The following is a 21,339-nucleotide window of genomic DNA, read 5'->3' on the forward strand; positions in this document are numbered from 1 at the left end:
ATCGATTAATGCCAGCTGTTATGTAGCTGGCATTTTGCATACTCAATGTGTAAGTTCTGTAATTGGAACGGATCTTTGACAGATAGGAGGTATGTACAGCTGAAGGTAAGACTCGGTTAAGCGGATTGCTTCGTTGGCAAGTTCTGGTGTGATACAGCCATGTTGGCGATAAGATAACGAGTATATTTTATCAGCGACTTGCAGTGAGATAGCGAAGACATTAATGGATTGTGGCAATTGAGGAACATCAAAGAACTGTCGATAAATCGTTTCTACTTCCTTACCAAGAATTAAGTCATTTTTAGTGTCCGCATGGCCTAATTCGGTGAATGTATGACGACCCAAAATAAGCTTTTTAGCAATCGGGTTATTGTTATAATAATTCACATAGGCTGTTTCAATCATACGATTGATATCAGTCCAATGACTAACATGCTCGGCATCTATACATTTACTGAGTAGAGAGTCGAAATCAATAAATACGTCATCTAACAGGTTATGGAATAAGTTTTCTATATTTGGATAGTGATGATAAACCGTGGACGTTGCCATTCCACACTCTTTAGCAACATCGTACATTGAAATATCCGTTGCTTCACGGCGTTCCATTAGTTGCACAACAGCATCATGAATTCGAATTAATTTTTCTTCGGTTGTTACTTTGCGCATCTAATGATCCTCACCTTTATTTGGAACACAAAAAACATAAAGGGTTTTCAAGCAAAGTTCCAATTAGAATATCAAAACTTAGACTTTGTGGCCCTTTATTTATATAAAGCATGATAAGCCGATGTTAGGCGTTAATATGTGTCCCCGTTTTCCCTTCAATGATCTCTAGTGCGCTCGATAGGTCACCAATGTGTCCGTGTTGTTTTGTCTTTTCAACAAAAAGACAGCATGCGTCGACCTTCGGCCCCATCGAACCGGCTGGGAACGTGTATTTCTTCATTTGTTCAACGGAAACGTTTTCAAGTTTCTCTTCTTTTGGTGTCCCCCAGTCTAAACAAACATGAGAACCGTCGGTGAGGATCAGTAAATGTTCTGCGCCGATTTCTTCTGCAATGAGTGCCGCTGTCATGTCTTTGTCGATTACTGCTTCAAAACCCACATAAGCACCATCTTTTTCTACGACTGGAGCGCCACCGCCACCGCCACAAATAATTAGGTGTTCTTTCTCTAGCAAGTCTTTGATAGCTTTTATTTCTAGCACTTCTTTTGGCGAAGGTGATGGCACCACGCGACGCCAGTGTGCGCCGTCAGGCTTCACAACCCATTGGTTGGCTTCTGCGAGTTGTTTAGCTTGTTCCTCGGTATAGATAGGGCCAATAAATTTGGCTGGGTCGGCAATCGCAGGATCGTTCTCGTCAATAACAATTCGAGTCAGAATCGTGGTTGTAAAGCGGTCTTTAATTGCAGCATTTAGCCCCTGTTGGATAAGGTAACCAATCATTCCTTGAGTCTCAGCGCCAAGTACATCAAACGGATAAGGGGGGCAATCTTTATAAGCATTGTTCTGCAATGAGAGTAGGCCTACTTGAGGGCCATTTCCGTGCACCACCACTAAACGGTAGTCTTTGCTTAGCTCAGCTAAAGAGCCTGCGGTTTGCGCGATGCTCTTTTTTTGGTTTTCGCAACTCATTACCTCACCACGTTGTAGTAAAGCATTCCCACCGACAGCAACAACAATAATAGGCTTCGACATGTTTAACTCTCCAAATAATATTTTGCTCAGTGCAAATAAGTTAGTTTGAATTGTATTTAAATATTGTCGGTGTCGTGGGGATAAAAATCACAATTCGATTTGTGCTCAATATTTGATGTTTTTAGTCGCCTATATGTCACAGAAAGCCTTAATTATCGCTAGATTAACTAGATATGTGATCTTGGTTTTGAATTAGAAAATGTATTTATTAATCGAATAGTTATTGACCAAAATCAAGTATTCCGACTTTTAGCATTATAAATCTAATATTTGTTGGGTTTATTTTGTTTTTGCCCTGAACTCTTTTATGTAAAACCGATATTCAATTTTCATCCCAGTTCACTTCATAGCTTTGCCGTTTAATTAATCCCGAATTAGAGATTAAGGAGCTAAGAGATGAGTAACGAAACGCAAGGAAAAATGGGGGTTACGGGAATTGCACTATTTACACTGTGTGCAGTTTTGGTCGTCGACACATTAACCGCGTCAGCCAGTATTGGTGTAAGTGCCATTGGCTGGTGGGTGTTAATGCTGGTCTTCTTTGTCATTCCATATGGCTTAATTACTTCCGAATTGAGTACCACCTACCCAGGTGAAGGTGGGATATACGATTGGGTAAAACAAGCCTTCAATTTTCAATGGGCAGTCAGAACAACGTGGTTTTACTGGATTAACGTTGGTTTATGGATGCCAGCGGTATACATCATGTTTGCAGGGATGTTTGCTGAGCTCTTCATGCCAGATCTGTCTTTATGGGGGCAAATCGCCATTTGTATATTACTGACGTGGCTAACGGTTTTGATTTGTAATGTGTCTGCCGACATCGGTGTTTGGGTCACCAATATTGGCGCTATATTAAAAATCATCGTGATCAGCACGTTAGGTGTAGGCGGCTTTATCTATGCAATGAAAAACGGCGTTGCAAACGAATTTACGTTGCCAGCAATGATGCCTTCATTGGATTCTGCGGTTTCTTTCTTACCAGCGATTGTGTTCAACCTAATGGGTTTTGAACTGGTTGCGACCATGACTAAAGAAATGAAAGACGTTCGTGATATGCCTAAGGCCGTCTTCCTCTCTATCGGTATCACCGCTTTCTTATACATCTTCGGTACGGTAGGTATTTTGATGGCGCTACCTGTCGAAAGCATTGGTTTGGTGTCTGGCCTTATCGATACGTTTAGAACACTTTTCGGCACTGGTGTGGTTGGTACAGCGATGGTGTACATCTTCGGTACTTTCGCTTTGTTAACGCTTATCGGCAACATGGTGAGTTGGACAATGGGCGCCAGCCGAGCTGCTGCTGAAGCCGCTCAAGAAGGTGAACTTCCAGCCCCTGTCGCGAAAGTGTCAGAGAAAGGTTCCCCGGTTGGTGCAAACAACATTACTGGCACGGTATCAACGGTCGTCATTCTGTCTTACGCGCTGTTTGCTCAGGGCAATGATGATCTGTTCTGGTCGATATTTGCCTTCTCTAGCTGCATTTTCTTACTTCCTTACCTGTTCATGTTCCCGGCATACCTAAAGCTTCGAGTGGTTGATGGTAAACGCGAACGCCCATTCAAGGTTCCGGGTGGTATGGCGGCTCAATGGGTGATGTCGATTGTTTGTTTCTTGGTCGTTCTTCAAGCCGTGATCTTGTTTATTTTCCCTGAGGCTCTTGATTTAACCGTTGCAGATTGGGGATACACAGGACCTGTTTTGATTGGCGTGATTGCCACCATCCTCGCTGGTGAGTGGATACTACTAGGCGCTCTAAAGCGTAAGAAACAGCAAGGCTCGGACGATAACGACACAGCCGATACGCAAGATAAAAAAGAAGCTCAAGCATAATTTAGGGGACATAACGATGAAAAAACTGATTGATACCACTCCAAAACATGATGGCTTCAGAATGCCAGGGGAACACGAGCCACACAGCGAAATTTGGATGGCTTGGCCAGAGCGCACCGACAACTGGCGCAATGGAGCAAAACCAGCACAAGCGGTGTTTGCTGATGTTGCCACCAAGATCAGCCATACGACACCAGTCACCATGCTCGCGAGTTCAGACCAATACGATAACGCAGTATCTCGTTTACCAGAGGACATTCGAGTATTGGAAATCTCGACTGATGACTCTTGGATGCGCGACATCGGTGCGACTTATGTTGTTGATGACAGCGGTGAACGCCGAGGAGTGGATTGGGAATTCAATGCATGGGGCGGGTTTGTGGATGGATTGTATTCACCGTGGAACCGCGACAACCAAGTCGCTCAAAAGATGTGTGAAACCATCCGTGACTCCAGATACCGCGCTCCGATCGTACTAGAAGGCGGTTCAATTCACGTTGATGGCGAAGGCACGCTCTACACAACAGAAGAGTGCTTATTACACGAAAGCCGAAACCCAGATATGAGCAAAGAAGATCTGACTGAAGTACTTTGCGAACACCTCAATGTTGAGAAGGTAATTTGGCTGCCACGTGGTTTGTACAACGATGAAACTAATGGTCACGTCGACAACATTCTCCACGTCGTGAAACCGGGTGAAGTGGTTCTCACGTGGTGTGATGACAAGAATGATCCTCAATATGAGATCAGCAAAGAAGCCTATGACTACATCACCAGCCAGACCGATGCCAAAGGCCGTCAAATAAAGGTACACAAGCTGCCAATGCCCGGCCCTCTATTCATGACAGAAGAAGAGGCAGCAGGCATTGATATCGCAGACGGAATGGAGCGAGAAGCGGGTGAGCGTTTAGCGGCGTCGTATGCCAATTACCTGATTACCAATAACCAAATTGTGTTGCCGCTTTTGGATAAGCGCTACGACAACGATGTTATCGGGATCTTGGAAGGCATTTATCCAGGCTACGAAGTCAACGGCGTTCCGGCTCGAGAAATTTTGTTAGGTGGCGGCAATATCCACTGCATCACCCAACAAGTACCAAGAGTTTAGTTACAACAGAAAAACCAATTTAATCCCAAACGTAGCGGTTCTTGAAAGTGATGGCATGTATTCAAAATCAAATCGCCATGAAAGAGAACTTAAAAGAACCGCGCACAAAATTATGAAAAATAGGAACTTATTATGAAATTACCTTCTTCTAGCGCAACTGAACTAAACAAAGCAAACCTAGAGCATATGGTTTCCATGAAAGACTTCTCTGTAGAAGAGATGGACAACATGATGGAGCTGATGACTCACCTGAAGCAGGCGCGCAAAGACAACGCAATTCCACCTCTGTTTAAAGGCAAGTCAGTTGGGATGATCTTCGAAGCGGGTTCTACTCGTACACGCGTTTCTTTTGAGGTAGCGGCAACATTACTGGGTGGTCATGCGCTATTCCTATCGCCAAAAGACATTCATTTAGGTGGCAAAGAGTCGATTGATGATACATCTCGAGTGCTATCACGTATGTGCGACATCATCATGGCTCGTACCAATAGCCCTGAAACACTAGATGGCCTACTTGAAATGTCGACAGTGCCAGTAATCAACGGCCTTGATACACGTTTCCACCCAACTCAAATGCTTGCAGATCTCTACACGATCAGAGAACACATCACTGATGGACGTAAGTTGTCTGATCTTACCTTGGCATTCATGGGGGACGCGACGGATGTGTGCCGTTCTTTGATGCTGACTTGTGCTAAGTACGGGATGGGCTTTAAGCAAATTGGTCCAAAGAAGTACCACATGGAGCAAGAGTGGATCGACATGGCGCTGAACTTCTGTGAAGAGTCTGGTGGCAAGATTGAAATTACTGATGATGTAGAGCGTATCAGTGACTGTGATGTGGTGTACGGCGATAGCTTCTATTGGGTGACGCAAATGGATGAGAAGGAAGAGCGTCTTGCGGCATTCATGCCTAACTACGTTATCACAGAAGAGCTAATGGCGAAGGCTCGCCCAGGCGCAATGCTGCTGCATTGCCTACCTGCGAATGACAAAGAAGAAGTGACTCGCGGCGCACTAGAAAGTGAATACTCAGTGGCGTTCGATGAAGCCGAAAACCGACTCACTGCTCAGATGGCGATTTTGGTGTACTTCACACATAAAGATGCGGTTATCCCAACACAAGAAATCGTTAAGCATCACGAAGAAAAAATCAGCAGCTTCCTAAGCACGCTGTAGATGTTTATTCGTGGGGGCATCAGTGCCTCCATTGTTTAAAGTGAATTAAGCTGAACCAGTATTTAAGACGATTTATTGGTTCGGCTATTTTTGTGCCTTTTATTTTGAACTGTCGATAAACACGTGGCCGATTGGCTCTATCTGACATCAATACTCGAATAGGAGATGTATCGACATGAGTGCCGATATTATTAAAGTTTCAAGAAACACGGAAGATGCACCACTGAGCCCTTTCTCAACACAATCGGTGGCATTCTCACACTACAATAACCTCTCTGCTCAATTACCTATTGACCCTAAAACAGGCAGCCTGATCTCTGGCTCTTTAGAAGATCAAACCAAGCAGTGTTTGTTAAACATTCAAGCGATTGTGGAGAGTATTGGACACCGTATGCATGATGTTGTGAGAGTGAATATATACCTGAAAAATATAGTGGATATAGACTCGGTCAACGAAATCTATGCATCGTTTTTCCAACACTACGTACCAACGTGCACGACACTCGCTGTCGCTGATTTGCCGCTCGAAGGTGCTCACTTGCAAATGGATGCGGTGATCTCTAATGGTGAAGGCACTTACCCACAAGCGGCTTGTGAGTTAGTTAAAATTGCAAGAAACACCCAACACGCACCAGTCAGTTCTTTATCGACTCAGACGGTGGCTTTCTCTCACTATAATCACATTTCAGCCCAGTTACCGATTGATCCTCAATCGGGTAGCATCGTCGCTGGTGGAGCAAAAGAGCACGCGATTCAATGCCTCAAAAACATCAAATCGATACTGGAAAATGTAGATGTTCCGTTTGATGACATCGTGAAAGTGAATATCCATGTGAGAAGCCTTGATGACCTTGCAGCAGTCAATGAAGTGTATACCACCTTCTTCCCAGACTCCGCGATTGCAAGGGCTGTCGGCTATATGCCTGCGCGCTCGGTGACGGTGGTTGAAGGCCTAGCAATGGGAGCGTTAGTGCAGATGGATGCGACCGTGTCACACGGCGATGGCACTCCGCCACAAGCGGTTGAAGATCGACATGGAATAGTGATTAAGGCAAACAATACCAAAGCTGCGCCAATCAGTGAGAACTCCACGCAAACCGTGGCTTTTTCTCACTACAACAATATCTCCGCTCAGTTGCCGCTAGACCCAACAATTGGGGCAATTGTTACGACAGGCGCAAAAGAACAGACAATGCAGTGCCTAAATAACATTAAAGAAGTGATTGAAAGCGTCGGCCACGTGATGGATGACATCGTGAAGTTGAATATCCAATTAAGAGACATGGCAGATCTAGATGTGCTTAATGACGTTTGCACGCACTACTTTGACGGTCCATTGCCTGCGCGCACGGTTATCGGTGTCTCTGATATTTCTATGGGTGCCTTGGTGCAAATTGATGCGATTGCTTCCAATGGAGAGGGAACCCCACCGAGTCTTTAAGCTTTTTTCGGGCATTAGAGAACGAGGGCTAGCTGTGAGGCTAACCCTCTTTTTACGACAGCCCCAACGACAATATGAGTATTGGTTATAGTGTCCATAAGTGGAAAATCAGAGTAGACCAACTAGGATGAATTGAATTAAACCCTACAATTAATTCAACAACATGGTAGTTGCTATGAAGAAAATAACCCTTTTGTCTGTCGCGATTTTATCTAGTCTCTCTTTCTCATCTTTTGCTAAAGACTGTGACCCTAACTTGCTGCCTTCTTGGAAAGATAGCGAGAGCAAATCCGCTATCGTCGACTATGTTGGGCAAGCCACCAAAGCTGAGTCTGATACGTTCGTGGCAATTGAAGATCGTATTGCCGTGTTCGATAACGACGGTACGCTTTGGTCGGAAAAGCCTTACTACTTCCAACTGGCTTTTGCGTTAGACCGTGTAAAAGAGATGGCACCAGATCACCCTGAATGGAAAACCGAAGCACCGTTTAAGTTTGTACTTAAAGATGATATTGAAAGTGTTCTGGGCAGTGGCGAAGAAGGGTTATTGAAAATCATTATGGCGACACATTCTGGTATGACAGTAGAACAATACCAGCAAGACGTTGAGCAATGGTTGGCGGTAGCAAAAGATAAACGCTTCAATAAAGCTTACACAGACCTTACTTATCAGCCAATGAAAGAGATGCTGACTTACCTGCAAGAGAATGACTTCAAAACTTACATTGTGTCGGGAGGTGGCGTTGATTTCATGAGAGCGTGGGCTCCGCAAGCTTACAACATTCCTACAGAACAGATCATCGGCAGCGCGCTCAAATACAATTACAGCTACAACGATGGTAAGCCGACGGTTACTAAGGATTCGTCCATTTTGACCATTGATGACAAAGCCGGAAAGGTCACTAACATTCAGCATATTATCGGTAAGAAGCCTATTTTAGCCGTAGGCAACTCAGACGGTGATCAAGCCATGATGCAATGGGCAACCAGCCAACCCAACTCAATGGCTATGATTGTTCACCATACCGATGCCGAGCGAGAGTGGAAGTACGATCGTGAGTCTCACGTTGGTAAGTTGGATAAAGCGCTAGATGAGGCGAATTCCAGAGAGGACTGGACGCTGATAGACATGAAATCAGATTGGTGTGAGGTGTACTAACGCTTAGTTTACCTTTGGTCAAATCATAAAGGCTCGGATTTTTAATTCGAGCTTTTTTGTTCGCGGACGTTTTTGAAGTCAGAGGCTTGGAATGAAGGCTTAATGCCTCGCTATAAGCAAGAACGTACTATAAGTTCTTAACTCATGACGGTTTAATCGGATAGTCGAAAAAATAAAGGAATAGAAACATGAAAACGATCGGTTTGCTCGGCGGTATGAGTTGGGAGTCGACAGTAAGCTACTACAAATCCATCAACGAGGGCGTTAAAGCGACCCTTGGTGGGCTCAATTCTGCAAAGGTTTGTATGTACAGCGTGAACTTCGATGAGATAGAAAAGCTCCAACATCAAGGTCGTTGGGAAGAGACAGCCGACATCTTATCGGACGCGGCTTTATCGGTAGAGAAGGGTGGGGCTGATTTCATTCTGATTTGTACCAATACCATGCATAAGGTCGTTCCTGAGATCGAAGAGAAGATCACGATCCCTATCTTGCACATCGCAGATACCACCGCGCAGAAGCTGCTCGAGCAGGGCGTAAAGAAAGTAGGATTACTCGGTACCGCTTTCACGATGGAACATAAATCAAAAAGGGCGCCTGACTAACAAGTTCGGTATTGATGTTGTGATTCCAGATGAGAGTGACCGACAGAAAGTGCACAACATCATTTATCAAGAGCTGTGTCGAGGCGAAGTAAAAAAAGAGTCTCGAGATGTATATCGTCAAATCATCGAGAAGCTAAGCCAGCAAGGTGCAGAGGCCGTTATTTTGGGATGTACTGAAATAGCCCTGCTGATTCAGCAACAACATACCGATGTGCCACTGTTTGATACCACTGCCATCCATGCGGAAGCGGCAGTACGTTTGGCGACTAGCCTATAGTTAACTTCCAGAGTATTAAGCTTGTCTTTCGAGCATGCTACAACCATTAGCTGACTGGTGGTGCCAATTATTGGCCGCGGGGTGATGTATGGTTAAAAGTATATAACTTTCAGAAGGTTGTTGATTTTTCTCTGAGAGCGAATTAAGAGTAACTTTTCTTTTAATGGAGACCAAAATTAAGTTTAATAAGCACTCTGTATCACACTTTTTATAAATTATCAGGTGTGATGGTACACATTCATCTGTCTCATGAATAGAATCTCGGCCTAGTGTTATTTTGGCTATGTAATTGAATGAGAATAAAAATGAAATTGAAACCTATTTTTTTGGCTTGTCTGTCTGCAACAATCCTGTCTGGCTGTTTGACTGTCCCAATTGAAGAGTTACAACCAACGGCAGACCAAAAAACAATTGATACCGCTATTGAGTATCTAAGCGATATAAAAGGTATAACGATTACAGAAAATGGCGTGATTTATTATGTTGAGTCACTGCCGGGCAACTCTCGATGGGCAACAGCGCATATTTTGGAGTCTAGCTATCGCTACTCTTGCCAAGATCTTCGCTGGTATGTAGATCGAGGTATGATCGTTAGAATGAGATTCCAAGGTAATAGTGGCACGACGCAAGATTATGATCTTGAGCGTTGTGAAACGGAAGTCCCTACAAGATTATATGAACCTAAACAATAGTTTCTCGAGCCCCTGCAATAAGGTTGAAAGTTTTCTCTGATTTGCAGAACATAGATGCCCTCTCCATCTGGTGAGGGTATTTTATTTAAAGTCTATAAACTGATTCGAAATTTGTTTCTATTATCAACACTTTCCTATGTTGTTAAACGACTCTCGTGAGCTAATTCCGTTATTGAGATAATTTAAATCAACACCCTCATTTTTCTAGGTATATGTTGTAAATTTGTGAATCTGAATTGTCTATATTCTAGGCTGTGTACTGGATCTCATTTGTTATTTGAAGCACTTGCTAAGGTTAAGAATGAAATGTGCTTAATACCAATCACTTTACTCAACTTAAGAGGTTTCTATGCTAGGTGAAAATCACTCTCTTGTTCACGAATTTCCTGAAATGAAAGACAAAATTGCTGAGCTTGCTAAAACTGACGATGGCTTTGCAGCAGATATGAAGACATACGACAACCTTGATAAAGAGATTCGTAAACTAGAGCTGAAAGATTCACCCATTGATGACGGCTCGATGCACCAACTAAAACATGATCGTTCTGAGCTTAAAGATTCACTGCATGCTCGCTTAATTGCCTAGCTAGCGGGTTATTTTGCTGAATAGCTAAATAGTTAGTTAGCGAATTGCAGATTTAGACGATAAAAACTCCTTCGGGAGTTTTTTTCGTTTCTGCGTTCCAGTCCCTATCTGAACGCATAAGAATGTTTGGATACAAGAAACCGTAGATATAGGCAAACTCAATTAGCACTAAGGTTTTGTAAGTAGGGCGGATATAAAAAAAGCTTAGCGCGGGGGACGCTAAGCTTCGTTGTTAAGTATGTTCTTGAACCATGTTTAGGCTAGTGGGATTAGCCTACTTGAGAAAAGCTCACTACTTTGCTTTGTAGCTTCTCTTTCAGGTAATCCGTTACTGCTTGCTGCTCTGATTCACTCATGTACAGGCCGAGCTTAGTTCTGCGCCACAAGATGTCTTCGTCAGTCATCGCCATCTCTTCATTGATCAAGTAATCGATTTCAACTTGATAAACGCCATGAGCTTCGCTTGAGAATTGGCTGCCAAGGTCAGCTTCGCTATTCGCACCTTCCAGTAGTTTCCACGTGTAAGTACCAAATTGAGTCACGTAGCGAAGCAGCAACGCTTCAGATGCCCAAGGGTATTTAGTATGGATCATCTTCGCAAGTTGCTCTCTGCTACAGCTGAAGTTTCCGCCTGGAAGCGTATTGTTGGCTGTCCAAGGCGCACCCATGTTGGTTAGGTGTGGCTCAAGCTTCTTAAGTGCCGCTTCGCCGAGTTTACGATAAGTGGTCAACTTGCCACCGAAGATCGAAAGCAGTGGCGCTTGATCTAGCTCTGCGTCCAACTCCAATGTGTAGTCACGAGTGATCGCTTGCGGTGAATCAGATTCATCGTCACAAAGCGGTCTTACGCCACTGTATGTCCAAACTACATCTTCACGGCCAAGCTGTTTAACAAAGTGTTGGTTAACGATATCAATCAAGTAATCCACTTCGACATCATCAATGGCAACGTTACGTGGGTCGCCTTTGTATTCAAGATCGGTAGTGCCGATGATCGAGAACTTATCTAGGTAAGGGATCATGAACACAATGCGATTGTCTTTATTTTGCAGAATGTACGCTTGAGGTTCGTCATGAATGCGTGGCACAACAATGTGTGAGCCTTTGATCAGACGAATATTACGAGGCGAAGCCTGCTCTAATCCATCATCAAAGAACTGTTTAACCCAAGGACCAGCCGCGTTAACAAGTGCTTTTGCTTTGCGTTCAAAGCGTTGGTTTGTCATGACATCAAGGATCGTCACATGCCAAATACCACCTTCACGGTGCGCTTTTTCAACACGGCAGTAGTTACGTACTTCTGCGTTGTTTTCTTTTGCTGCCAAAACGTTGAGCAATACCATTCGCGCATCGTCAACCCAGCAATCTGAGTATTCGAAACCGGTCTTCATTTCTGGCTTCAGTAAACCTGATTTAGCCAAGTTCACCGTTTTACTTCCAGGAAGTGTGGTGCGTTTACCCAAGTTATCGTAAAGGAATAGGCCACAGCGGATCATCCAAGCTGGGCGTAAAAATGGTCGATGAGGTAAACGGAAACGCATTGGTTGAGCAACATGGGGTGCTTTTCTTAACAATACTTCGCGTTCTGCAAGCGCTTCCGAAACCAAACGAAACTCGTAATGTTCAAGGTAACGTAAGCCACCGTGGATCAGTTTTGAACTTGCAGATGAAGTAGCAGAAGCAAAATCATTTGCTTCGTATAAGCCAACGTTGAGACCACGACCTGCTGCATCTGCCGCGATACCTGCACCATTGATGCCGCCGCCAATCACGATCAAGTCTAAAGTGGAAGATGTACTGTTGTTTGAATTATTTTGTTGAGCACTCATGATTTTGACCTCTTGCTGAGCGAACGAGCATTTTAGAACATAATTGAATCCTATCTTAACTTTCGTTTGCGGTCATTTATTATTTTCGTTTATGCGCGTTTTATGTGATTTGGACATAAAAAAACCTCTGCTTATGAAAGCAGAGGTTCAAATAAATCTAATTCGAGCATAGAAGCGACACTGGTAGTGAGCAAGTTTTACTTTTTTAACTTTTCTATAAAGAATCATGATTCGTTTAAGAAAATGGCGTCACTGAGCACTGATGTTGAGTTATTCGCTCACAGGCCGAGCGGTATCGATCACTTCTAATGGTATTGCTGAATCTTTAAGGATGTTGAGAATCTCTTCCGGTGGCTGCTTATTAGTAAACACCATGTGTGCTTGAGAGATATTGCCGAGCTTAACCATCGCGTTACGACCAAACTTAGTGTGGTCGACGGCTAAGAAGATACTGCGGCTGTTTTCGATGATAGCTTGTTTCACACGAACTTCGTGGTAATCAAAATCGAGCAACGAGCCGTCAAAGTCGATGCCACTGATGCCCAAGATACCGAAATCGAGGCGGAACTGCTTCACGAAATCGAGTGTCGCTTCACCAACAATACCACCATCGCGGTTACGTACTTCACCGCCCGCCAAGATAACCTTGATCTCTGGGTTCGGTAGAAGGATGCTCGCAACATTGATGTTGTTGGTCACGACTCTCAATTGTTTGTGATTTTTGTTGAGTGCGCGGGCGACCGATTCTGGTGTAGTGCCTATATCAACAAACAGAGTTGCACCATCTGGAATGTGTTTAACCAGTTCATCGGCGATCACGTCTTTTTCGTTGAAGTTAAGCGCTTTACGCGTGTTATAAGAGGTGTTTTCTGAGCTTAAAGGAATGGTTGCACCACCATGATAGCGACGAATTTTGTTGCTATCGGCAAGTTCATTGAGGTCTCGTCTGATGGTTTGTGGGCTGACATCAAACTTTTCAACGAGCTCTTCGGTACTCACATATCCTTGTGTTTTTACCAGATCTACAATCTGCTGGTGTCTTGGTATCTGCTTCACTTAACTTACCACTCCCTGCGCGCAAAGGGCTCTAGCGCGTCAAAATCGAAAATATAAACTCACGCTATTGTGCTCGAATTGATGAAAAGAGAGAAGTAATGATGGTAAGGAATCATGTCTAAACCGCAAAAACGCTGCTCAAAACATGGAATTTGAGCCTGAAACGCAAAAAAGAGCACAAAATAGTGCTCTTTTTAGTTTCGTTTGCTGAGGTTCGAACAATCTAATCGATTAATAAGGGATTATTCGTGCTCCTCTGTTAACTCACGCTTAGATTACTCTTCGTCGTCATCGTGCAGTTCAGACCAAACCTGTGCACACTTGATAGCACGCTTCCAACCTTTGTAACGGCGGTTACGCTTCTCTTCGTCGTGGTGTGGCATGAAAGTGCGGTTAAGAACGGCTTTGTCTTGAAGCTCATCAATGCTGTCCCAGAAACCAACCGCTAGGCCAGCAAGGTAAGCGGCACCCAGAGCAGTTACTTCCGTTACTTCAGGACGGTGAACTTCAGTATCAAGCACGTCTGATTGGAATTGCATTAGGAAGTTATTCGCTACTGCGCCGCCATCAACACGTAGTTTCGCTAGCTTGATGCCCGAGTCAGCTTGCATCGCGTCTAGTACGTCACGAGTTTGGTAAGCAATACCTTCCAGCGTTGCACGGATGATGTGGTTAGAGTTAACACCACGAGTTAGGCCGACAATCGTACCGCGAGCATAAGCATCCCAGTATGGTGCGCCTAGGCCAGTAAATGCAGGAACCACGTAAACGCCGTTTGAAGAGTCTACTTTGGTTGCGAAGTACTCAGAGTCTTCTGCACCAGCCAGTAGCTTCATTTCATCACGTAGCCATTGGATAGATGCGCCACCCATGAATACCGCACCTTCAAGCGCGTATGCAGGTTCGCCTTTAGGGCCACATGCTAGTGTTGTTAGTAGGCCATTCTTCGATGTTACTTTCTCTTGGCCTGTGTTCATTAGAAGGAAACAACCCGTGCCGTAAGTATTCTTAGCTTGGCCTGCTTCTACACACATTTGACCGTAAAGTGCAGCTTGTTGGTCACCGGCAATACCCGCGATTGGGATACGCGTACCGCCTTTACCACCAAGGTTCGTTTGACCGTAAACCTCTGAAGAGCGCTTCACTTCAGGCATCATGACTGCTGGAATGCCCATTTCATCAAGTAGCTTCTGGTCCCAGCATAGGTCATTAATGTTGAACAACATAGTACGTGACGCGTTGGTGTAATCCGTAACGTGAACACGTCCTTGCGTCATTTTCCAAACCAGCCAAGTATCAACCGTACCGAACAGTAGTTTGCCAGCTTCAGCGTCTTCACGAGCGCCTTCAACGTTGTCTAGAATCCATTTTACTTTGGTACCTGAGAAATACGGGTCAAGGACTAAACCTGTATTGTCACGTACGTAGTCTTCTAGGCCACGCGCTTTAAGGTCTTCACAGATATCTGCTGTACGGCGACACTGCCATACGATTGCGTTGTAAACCGGTTTGCCAGTTTCTTTGTTCCAAACAATGGTGGTTTCACGTTGGTTAGTGATACCAATACCCGCTAGCTCGTCGCTGCGAATGCCTGCTTTAGCAAGTGCTTCAACCAATGTAGAGCTTTGAGTTGCCCAGATTTCCATTGGGTCGTGCTCAACCCAACCCGCTTTCGGGTAAATCTGAGTGAATTCTCTTTGAGAAGAGCTAACGATGTTTGCATCGTGGTCGAGGATTACAGCGCGAGAACTTGTGGTGCCTTGGTCTAGGGCAACAATGTATTTTTGCTCGGTCATGGTAAGAATCCTTTTTCTTTCGTTATTTATATTTTAGTAAATGTAAGGTCGCTTAGGGATTAAGCTTGAGCTTGTTCAGCTTCTTCTTCTGTTTCACATTGGTTTGGAATTGTGCAGCCTTGGCCTTCTACTGGTAGGTAAGCGCCGATAACACGTGGGTACAACCAACCACCAAAACACGCACCAGCAATTGGAGCAAGAATTGGAACGATGAAGTAAGGAATATCACGAGCACCGCTTAGTGCGAAATCCCAACCTGCAAAGTAAGCAAAAAGTTTTGGCCCAAAGTCACGAGCAGGGTTCATCGCAAAGCCAGTCAGTGGACCTAAAGAACCACCAATTACTGCGATAAGAATACCGATCAGTAGAGGATTCATTGCACCGCGAGATGCGCCGTTGTTTTCATCACCTAACGCTAAGATAGCGAACATCAAAACAGCAGTAATCACAAATTCCACAGCAAAAGCGCCAAAGAAAGAAAGTGAAGCATGTGGGTATGTTGAGAAAATACCTGCTGTTGATAGTGCGTCTTGGCTGCTACGAACAAAGTTATGTGCGATTTCGTAATCAGTAAATAGGTTGCTGTATAGGCTGTATACCAGCGCAGCAGAGCAGAATGCGCCAAGCAGTTGCGAAATGATGTAAGGCACCACTTTCGCTTTATCAAAGCCATGGAACATGGCCAGTGCGATGGTTACCGCCGGGTTAATGTGTGCGCCAGAAACGCCAGCAGTACAGTAAATTGCAATCGCAACGCCGAAGCCCCAGATGATGCTGATTTCCCATTGTCCGAATGTCGCACCGGTTAATACCAGAGCGGCCACACAGCCAACGCCAAAGAATATGAGTAATCCTGTACCGATAAATTCAGCCAAGCATTGCCCAAATAAAGAAGGGTGTTTGTTTGTTGTCATGTTCGAGTCCTTTTTAGTTTTGCTTATCTAGCACGTGTATTGTGCATATATTTGCGAACTCGAAAATAAACGAACATCAAAAGTGAGCGTTTGAGCATAAAATTGTTAATTAAAGTCACTTGAAATGTTAATCCGAACACTTTTGCTCGAAAAAGATGCTCGCATGAACGTCATTGCTCGAATTGATAGGTTGCGAAGTCGCTCAAACTACCTATATGTAAATGAATGCGCAACTGGTACGAGGAGTTTATGTTTGGATTTGTGATGCTACTTCGTGAGTGGTGGATTATTAGACGTAGCTTGATGATATTTAACGCGCCTTAACATCTGTACTAAACAGAATGTTCTAAATGTGATGTGATACTGGACTTTGTTTTACTATTGTTACTTATGTTGTTGAAATTGTCGTCACTCTTGAGAACAATCACTTTCTTTATGTGGGGGTAAGATGCGAATACTAGTAGTAGAAGATGATCGTTTGATCAGTGAAGCCATAGAGCAGCGCTTTATTGACCTCGGCCATGGTGTTGATTGTGCCTATGATGGTGCGGTCGCGTTTGCGATGATCAGCCACACCGATTTCGATTTGGTGGTTCTTGACTTAAACCTCCCTAATAAATCAGGTGAGCAGATCATCAAGCGCATTCGTCAGTCTTCTGATACGCCTGTCCTTATTCTTACCGCCCGCAGTGAAGTCTTTGACCGAATTCAACTACTGGATTTGGGTGCCGATGACTACCTCACCAAACCTTTCGATTTTGGAGAATTGGAAGCACGCTGCCGCGCGATCGTTCGACGTCGTCAAGGCAGCGATCAGAACACAGTGACGTTTGGTGACATTGAGTTCGATAGTGCAGGGTGCATTGTGAAAGTGAAGGGCGAGGTCATTGAGCTTAAACAGCGTGAATATCGCTTATTAGAAATTTTCCTGAACCACCTCAATCGTGTGATGAGTAAAGAAGAGATCATCGATCACTTATACAACTTCGATAACCCACCCAACACTAATGCGATTGAAACCTACGTTGGTCGTTTGAGGAAGGCGCTAGCCAATAGCAATGTCGAGATCAAAACCCTACGTGGCCTTGGTTATGTGCTCAATAAAGTCGAAGACTGAGCTGAGGTGTATTAGGTGACGGCACTGACCAAATCTGTCCGCTTTCGTTTTCGAACAAAATCGCTGAGATTTCAATTATTGTTCTCTGCGACCTGTCTATTGTGCCTGATTAGTTTACTCACTTTGGTTGCGGTAAAGCGCTACGCCTATCAAACCACTCAGATGTTTTATGATCGCCAGTTGAATAACGCGGCTCTGCAGATCATAGAGCAGGTTCGTTTTAATGGCTTAACATTCAGTGTCGACATTCCCACTGCGGCCTTTAAATCACTGGCAGATTCCCCAAGAGATAAGGTTTTCTATTTGGTTGCTAGTTCTCCGAGTTCATCGGAGTCTGGTTACATTACGGGTTATAAAGAATTGCTTGATGACCAACTGGTGCGTGACCAAATTGAGCAATACCAGATAAAACTCGAACCAGAGGCCGCTTATTTTTACTTAACCTTCAAAGATGAATGGGTGCGTTTGTCTTTGGTCAGTCGCATAATGAATACCCGTGAAGGGCCTCAGAACATCTACGTGCTGGTCGGGCAAACCACACAAGCGAGGCAAGTATGGGAGAAGCAACTCTCGGACCACGCAGTCAAGCTTCTGCTTGCGGTGATGTTAAGTGCGTTGTTGGTGATTTTTGTGTTGATTGTAAAGGTGCTCAAGCCCGTCAATGAGATCAACAATAAGATGGAAAGGCGTTCCAATCTCGACCTAACTCCAATCAATCTCGACGCTCCTGAAGAGGTTGAGCACTTGGTAGACACCATTAATGTGTTTATGTCTCAGCTCGATAAGAACTTAACCAATCTTAAGAACTTTACCGGCGAAGCTGCGCATCAGTTAAAGACACCAATCGCAGGGATTAAAGCCCAAATCGAACTGGCTAAAAGTAAAGCGAGTGAACGTCACACGCTCGATTATTTGGATAAAGTCACCGGTGCGTGCGAGGTGCTTGAGCGCACGGTTGAGCAGCTTCTGAACCACGCGACGATTCGCCATCGTTATCAAAGTATCGAACCTACAGATATTGATTTTAATGAGTTAGTCAAACAAACCAGCCGTGGCTTGGCGATGAATGCACTCAATAAAGACATCGAATTGAGCTACATAGAATCACTTAAATTTCACATTCGAGGCGACAGCTTCGCCTTAACTCAGATGCTGACGAATCTCATTGAAAACTCAATCAAGTATTCCCCCAAAGGCAGCACTATCGAGGTTGAATTAGTACAGCAAGGCAGCAAAGCGGTGCTGTATATTCGCGATTTCGGGCCGGGCATTGATGAGCAAGATAAGCCTCATGTGTTCGAGAAATTTTATCGCAGCCCGAATGCGATTAGCCAAGGCACAGGGCTAGGGATGAGTATCGCGTTAGATGTTGCCCAAAAATCCAATGCAATTCTGAGCTTGGAAGACACTACATCAGACAAAACGGATAATCGCGGCCTTACGGTGAAAGTCCAGTTCCCGCATACCTATTGGTGGGAGGTTTAATGATGAAATCTTTACGGATTTGGATCGCAGGGCTAACTTCGGCGGTGTTGTTAGCAAGCACTCTATTCGTTACCAATGCCACCGCACAAGCTAATCAAGGCTCAGGTCCCCAAGATTCGGTTCTTCAAGACTCTGTTCACCAAGACAATAGCAACCAAGGTGATGACAATGAAGATGCGTTGGTGATCTATGGTGCAGCCTATTTGTCAGAAATGAAGCCACTGCTCGATGACTTTCAACGTAGAAATCCAGAAATAACCGTGCGCTATCAAGCGATGAGCAGCAATGTATTAGATGCTCATATCCGAGACCAAAAGCCGGACCAACCCGACATCACCATCAGTTCGGTGATGGATTTACAATTGCGACTTGTTAATGATGGCTATGCGCTGCCTTACCAAATAAATGTGCCGGGCTATGGCTCTCAATCGGGTATTGTTCCGCACTGGAGCCAATGGCGAAATGAGCTGTTTGGTTTTAGCTATGAACCTGCTGTGATCGTGTTTAATGAGTCTTTTCTTGAAGGAAAGGAAGTCCCGTTGAGCCGTGTCGAACTGTTGAGTTTTATTCGCCTCCATAGTGATGAACTGATGGGGAAGGTAGGGCTGTTTGATATTCGAGATGTTGGTATCGGTTATCTACTTTGGTCATTTGAACGTGCTCAAACGAGCAATTACGGACAATTCTTGGAGCTGTTTAATCTCCATCAGGCTCGCACCTTTGATAGCTCTGCGTCGATGCTCCAAGCGCTGACTGATGGTGATATTGCGATTGCCTACAACATCATGGGCTCGTATGCGAACTCGTGGGAATCGAAGCACAAAGATGTGGTGATTGTGGCGGCCAACGACTACACACCTGTGGTCATTCGAACTGCATTTATTAATAAAACTACGCCTAGGCTAGAACAAGCTCAAGCCTTTATTGATTACTTATTTTCCTATTCAGGGCAGAAGCTGATGGCAAAAGAAACCAATATGCCCCCGGTGCGTACCGATATAAAAAGTGCTAAATCGGCAGCGGTTTTACGTGAGCAGTTTGCCAATCAACTCAAGCCCCTTCCGTTAGATGTCAGCCTGTTGATCTTCTCGGATCAAAGCAAAAAATCCTTAGTGGTAACCGAATGGGAGAGTGCTCTTAAAAGCTACGATTAGTTTAGTTGGTAGTTAATTCGATTGCTTTGCAGTAACCCGATCTTGGCTTGGTCATTCAACCGAAATACCGCCGAGTCAGCTACATGACAGTTTCGTTTTTTACTCTTGAAGTCCAAAAATGAGCATGGAATTGCTCTTTCACTTTAAGAGTAAGAGGTTGAAAACGGTCATGAACGAGAATATTTCCTGCATGTTGATCCGCGGTGGCACATCGAAAGGCGCGTACTTTCTAGCGAGTGATTTACCTGAAAGTGAGCAAGAGAGAGACGATCTGCTTGTGCGTATTATGGGTTCAGGCGAAGGCCAACAAATCAATGGCATCGGCGGCGGCACGTCGCTGACGAGCAAGGTCGCAATTGTGTCTAAGTCGGATCAAGAAGGGACAGATTTAGATTATCTCTTTGCTCAGGTCGCGGTCGATAAGAAAGAAGTCGATACCAAACCTTCGTGCGGCAATATTCTCTCAGGCATCGTGGCGTTCGCCAGTGAAAATAATTTGGTTAAGTTAAGCAGTCCATCGACCATGTTGCGTGTCAGAAACATCAACACTAATACTATTATCGAAGTTTCCGCCGAAAGCCCAAATGGCCATTTACGTTATGACGGTGATGTGCGTGTGGACGGTGTTCCTGGAACTGGCTCACCTGTTTTGCTTAACTTCTTAGATGTCGGCGGTTCGAAAACAGGCAAGCTATTCCCAACCGGCAACGTGCGTGATCAAGTTGAAGGTGTTGAAGTTTCTTGCTTGGATGCAGCTGTGCCTATGGTGCACATTAATGCCAAAGACCTTGGCTTAGCAGGTAACGAGACCAAGCAACAACTCGATGATAATGCCGAGTTACTTGAGCGAATCGAATCTATCCGTTTATCGGCAGGCCGTTTAATGGGCATGGGTGATGTGACAGGAAGCGTGGTACCTAAGGTATCTTTACTATCACCACCAACCAAAGATGGACACATTACCTCTCGCTACTTTGTTCCTCAAAACTGTCATGCTAGCCATGCTGTGACGGGCGGGATCTGTGTTGCGGCGGCTTGCATGATTCCGGGTACTGTCGCGCATGAAGTGTGCCAAGGCATTAACTCTGAAACGGTCGTTATTGAGCACCCTAGTGGACAAATCCAAGTCAATATCAAAGTAGAGCCAGGGGAAATTGAGCCTGCGGTTCGTCAAGCGGCTTTGGTGCGTACAGCGCGTCCACTGTTCAAAGGTCAGGTTTACCCGACGTTTTAATCTCAAGCTGCTTTTATGCGTATTCATAATCGCTGGCCATTTGGTTGGCGATTTTTTTTCATTCTCACATTCACACCCACACTCATATTCTTTGTTCGTTCTAATATCTTCCCCGAACCCTAGTAAAACCTCGAGGTTTACTGCACCAATTCGGCGCGCGGTGCTCTGTTTT

The 21,339-nt window shown here is 44.7% G+C and carries 17 protein-coding genes and 1 pseudogene; 12 read left to right on the forward strand and 6 right to left on the reverse strand.

The window, feature by feature from the left end; genetic code table 11:
- Nucleotides 1-42: 42 nt before the first annotated feature.
- Complete coding sequence (locus tag AC3CKG_RS20525) at nt 43-669, reverse strand: TetR/AcrR family transcriptional regulator (RefSeq protein ID WP_076668499.1); 627 nt, start codon at nt 667-669, stop codon at nt 43-45.
- Nucleotides 670-793: 124 nt separating this feature from the next.
- Complete coding sequence (gene arcC, locus AC3CKG_RS20530) at nt 794-1,702, reverse strand: carbamate kinase (protein WP_099167059.1); 909 nt, start codon at nt 1,700-1,702, stop codon at nt 794-796.
- A 396-nt stretch (nt 1,703-2,098) separates the two neighbouring features.
- Between arcC and AC3CKG_RS20535 the strand changes: the two genes are divergently transcribed.
- The 8 genes and pseudogenes from AC3CKG_RS20535 to AC3CKG_RS20570 all read left to right on the forward strand — a co-directional run bounded on the left by AC3CKG_RS20535 (nt 2,099) and on the right by AC3CKG_RS20570 (nt 10,582).
- A complete protein-coding gene (locus AC3CKG_RS20535) occupies nt 2,099-3,535 on the forward strand; it encodes an APC family permease (RefSeq protein ID WP_488529945.1) in 1,437 nt (478 codons plus the stop codon).
- A 16-nt stretch (nt 3,536-3,551) separates the two neighbouring features.
- On the forward strand, nt 3,552-4,643 hold the full coding sequence (aguA, locus tag AC3CKG_RS20540; protein WP_488529946.1) for an agmatine deiminase: 1,092 nt from the start codon (nt 3,552-3,554) through the stop codon (nt 4,641-4,643).
- 132 nt (nt 4,644-4,775) lie between these two features.
- Complete coding sequence (gene argF, locus AC3CKG_RS20545; RefSeq protein ID WP_488529947.1) at nt 4,776-5,822, forward strand: ornithine carbamoyltransferase; 1,047 nt, start codon at nt 4,776-4,778, stop codon at nt 5,820-5,822.
- 175 nt (nt 5,823-5,997) lie between these two features.
- Nucleotides 5,998-7,263 carry a RidA family protein gene (locus AC3CKG_RS20550; protein ID WP_488529948.1) on the forward strand — a complete coding sequence of 422 codons (1,266 nt, stop codon included), beginning with the start codon at nt 5,998-6,000 and terminating at the stop codon, nt 7,261-7,263.
- A gap of 175 nt (nt 7,264-7,438) precedes the next feature.
- A complete protein-coding gene (locus AC3CKG_RS20555) occupies nt 7,439-8,422 on the forward strand; it encodes an HAD family hydrolase (protein WP_488529949.1) in 984 nt (327 codons plus the stop codon).
- 188 nt (nt 8,423-8,610) lie between these two features.
- Nucleotides 8,611-9,304: pseudogene (locus AC3CKG_RS20560) on the forward strand (aspartate/glutamate racemase family protein).
- Nucleotides 9,305-9,609: 305 nt separating this feature from the next.
- Nucleotides 9,610-9,996 carry a hypothetical protein gene (locus AC3CKG_RS20565; protein WP_017108877.1) on the forward strand — a complete coding sequence of 129 codons (387 nt, stop codon included), beginning with the start codon at nt 9,610-9,612 and terminating at the stop codon, nt 9,994-9,996.
- Nucleotides 9,997-10,345: 349 nt separating this feature from the next.
- Nucleotides 10,346-10,582, forward strand: coding sequence for an HP1242/YdcH family protein (locus tag AC3CKG_RS20570; RefSeq protein ID WP_012600119.1), 237 nt, complete (start codon nt 10,346-10,348; stop codon nt 10,580-10,582).
- Nucleotides 10,583-10,851: 269 nt separating this feature from the next.
- On the opposite strand, the gene glpD is transcribed toward AC3CKG_RS20570, so the two are convergent.
- From glpD to AC3CKG_RS20590, 4 genes are all read right to left on the reverse strand, one after another.
- Nucleotides 10,852-12,411: a glycerol-3-phosphate dehydrogenase gene (gene glpD / locus AC3CKG_RS20575; RefSeq protein WP_048669081.1), complete on the reverse strand. Its 1,560-nt coding sequence runs from the start codon at nt 12,409-12,411 to the stop codon at nt 10,852-10,854.
- A gap of 270 nt (nt 12,412-12,681) precedes the next feature.
- On the reverse strand, nt 12,682-13,467 hold the full coding sequence (locus tag AC3CKG_RS20580) for a DeoR/GlpR family transcriptional regulator (protein WP_004732237.1): 786 nt from the start codon (nt 13,465-13,467) through the stop codon (nt 12,682-12,684).
- A gap of 275 nt (nt 13,468-13,742) precedes the next feature.
- Nucleotides 13,743-15,263, reverse strand: coding sequence for a glycerol kinase GlpK (gene glpK, locus AC3CKG_RS20585; protein ID WP_017108454.1), 1,521 nt, complete (start codon nt 15,261-15,263; stop codon nt 13,743-13,745).
- 59 nt (nt 15,264-15,322) lie between these two features.
- Nucleotides 15,323-16,177, reverse strand: a complete 855-nt coding sequence (locus AC3CKG_RS20590) for an MIP/aquaporin family protein (protein ID WP_004732234.1) — start codon at nt 16,175-16,177, stop codon at nt 15,323-15,325.
- Nucleotides 16,178-16,625: 448 nt separating this feature from the next.
- Between AC3CKG_RS20590 and AC3CKG_RS20595 the strand changes: the two genes are divergently transcribed.
- The 4 genes from AC3CKG_RS20595 (at nt 16,626) to AC3CKG_RS20610 (ending at nt 21,167) form a co-directional block, all read left to right on the forward strand.
- Complete coding sequence (locus tag AC3CKG_RS20595) at nt 16,626-17,294, forward strand: response regulator transcription factor (RefSeq protein WP_488529950.1); 669 nt, start codon at nt 16,626-16,628, stop codon at nt 17,292-17,294.
- 15 nt (nt 17,295-17,309) lie between these two features.
- Nucleotides 17,310-18,779 (forward strand): sensor histidine kinase, encoded by a 1,470-nt coding sequence (locus AC3CKG_RS20600; protein WP_488529951.1) that lies wholly within the window; start codon nt 17,310-17,312, stop codon nt 18,777-18,779.
- Nucleotides 18,779-19,933: an ABC transporter substrate-binding protein gene (locus AC3CKG_RS20605; protein WP_488529952.1), complete on the forward strand. Its 1,155-nt coding sequence runs from the start codon at nt 18,779-18,781 to the stop codon at nt 19,931-19,933. The genes AC3CKG_RS20600 and AC3CKG_RS20605 overlap by 1 nt, the downstream gene beginning before the upstream one ends.
- 169 nt (nt 19,934-20,102) lie before the next feature.
- The gene (locus tag AC3CKG_RS20610) at nt 20,103-21,167 is read left to right on the forward strand and encodes a 4-oxalomesaconate tautomerase (RefSeq protein ID WP_102550739.1); all 1,065 of its coding nucleotides are present in this window, start codon (nt 20,103-20,105) and stop codon (nt 21,165-21,167) included.
- Nucleotides 21,168-21,339 lie beyond the last annotated feature (172 nt).

Source organism: Vibrio sp. QJM3NY_15 (assembly GCF_057785995.1).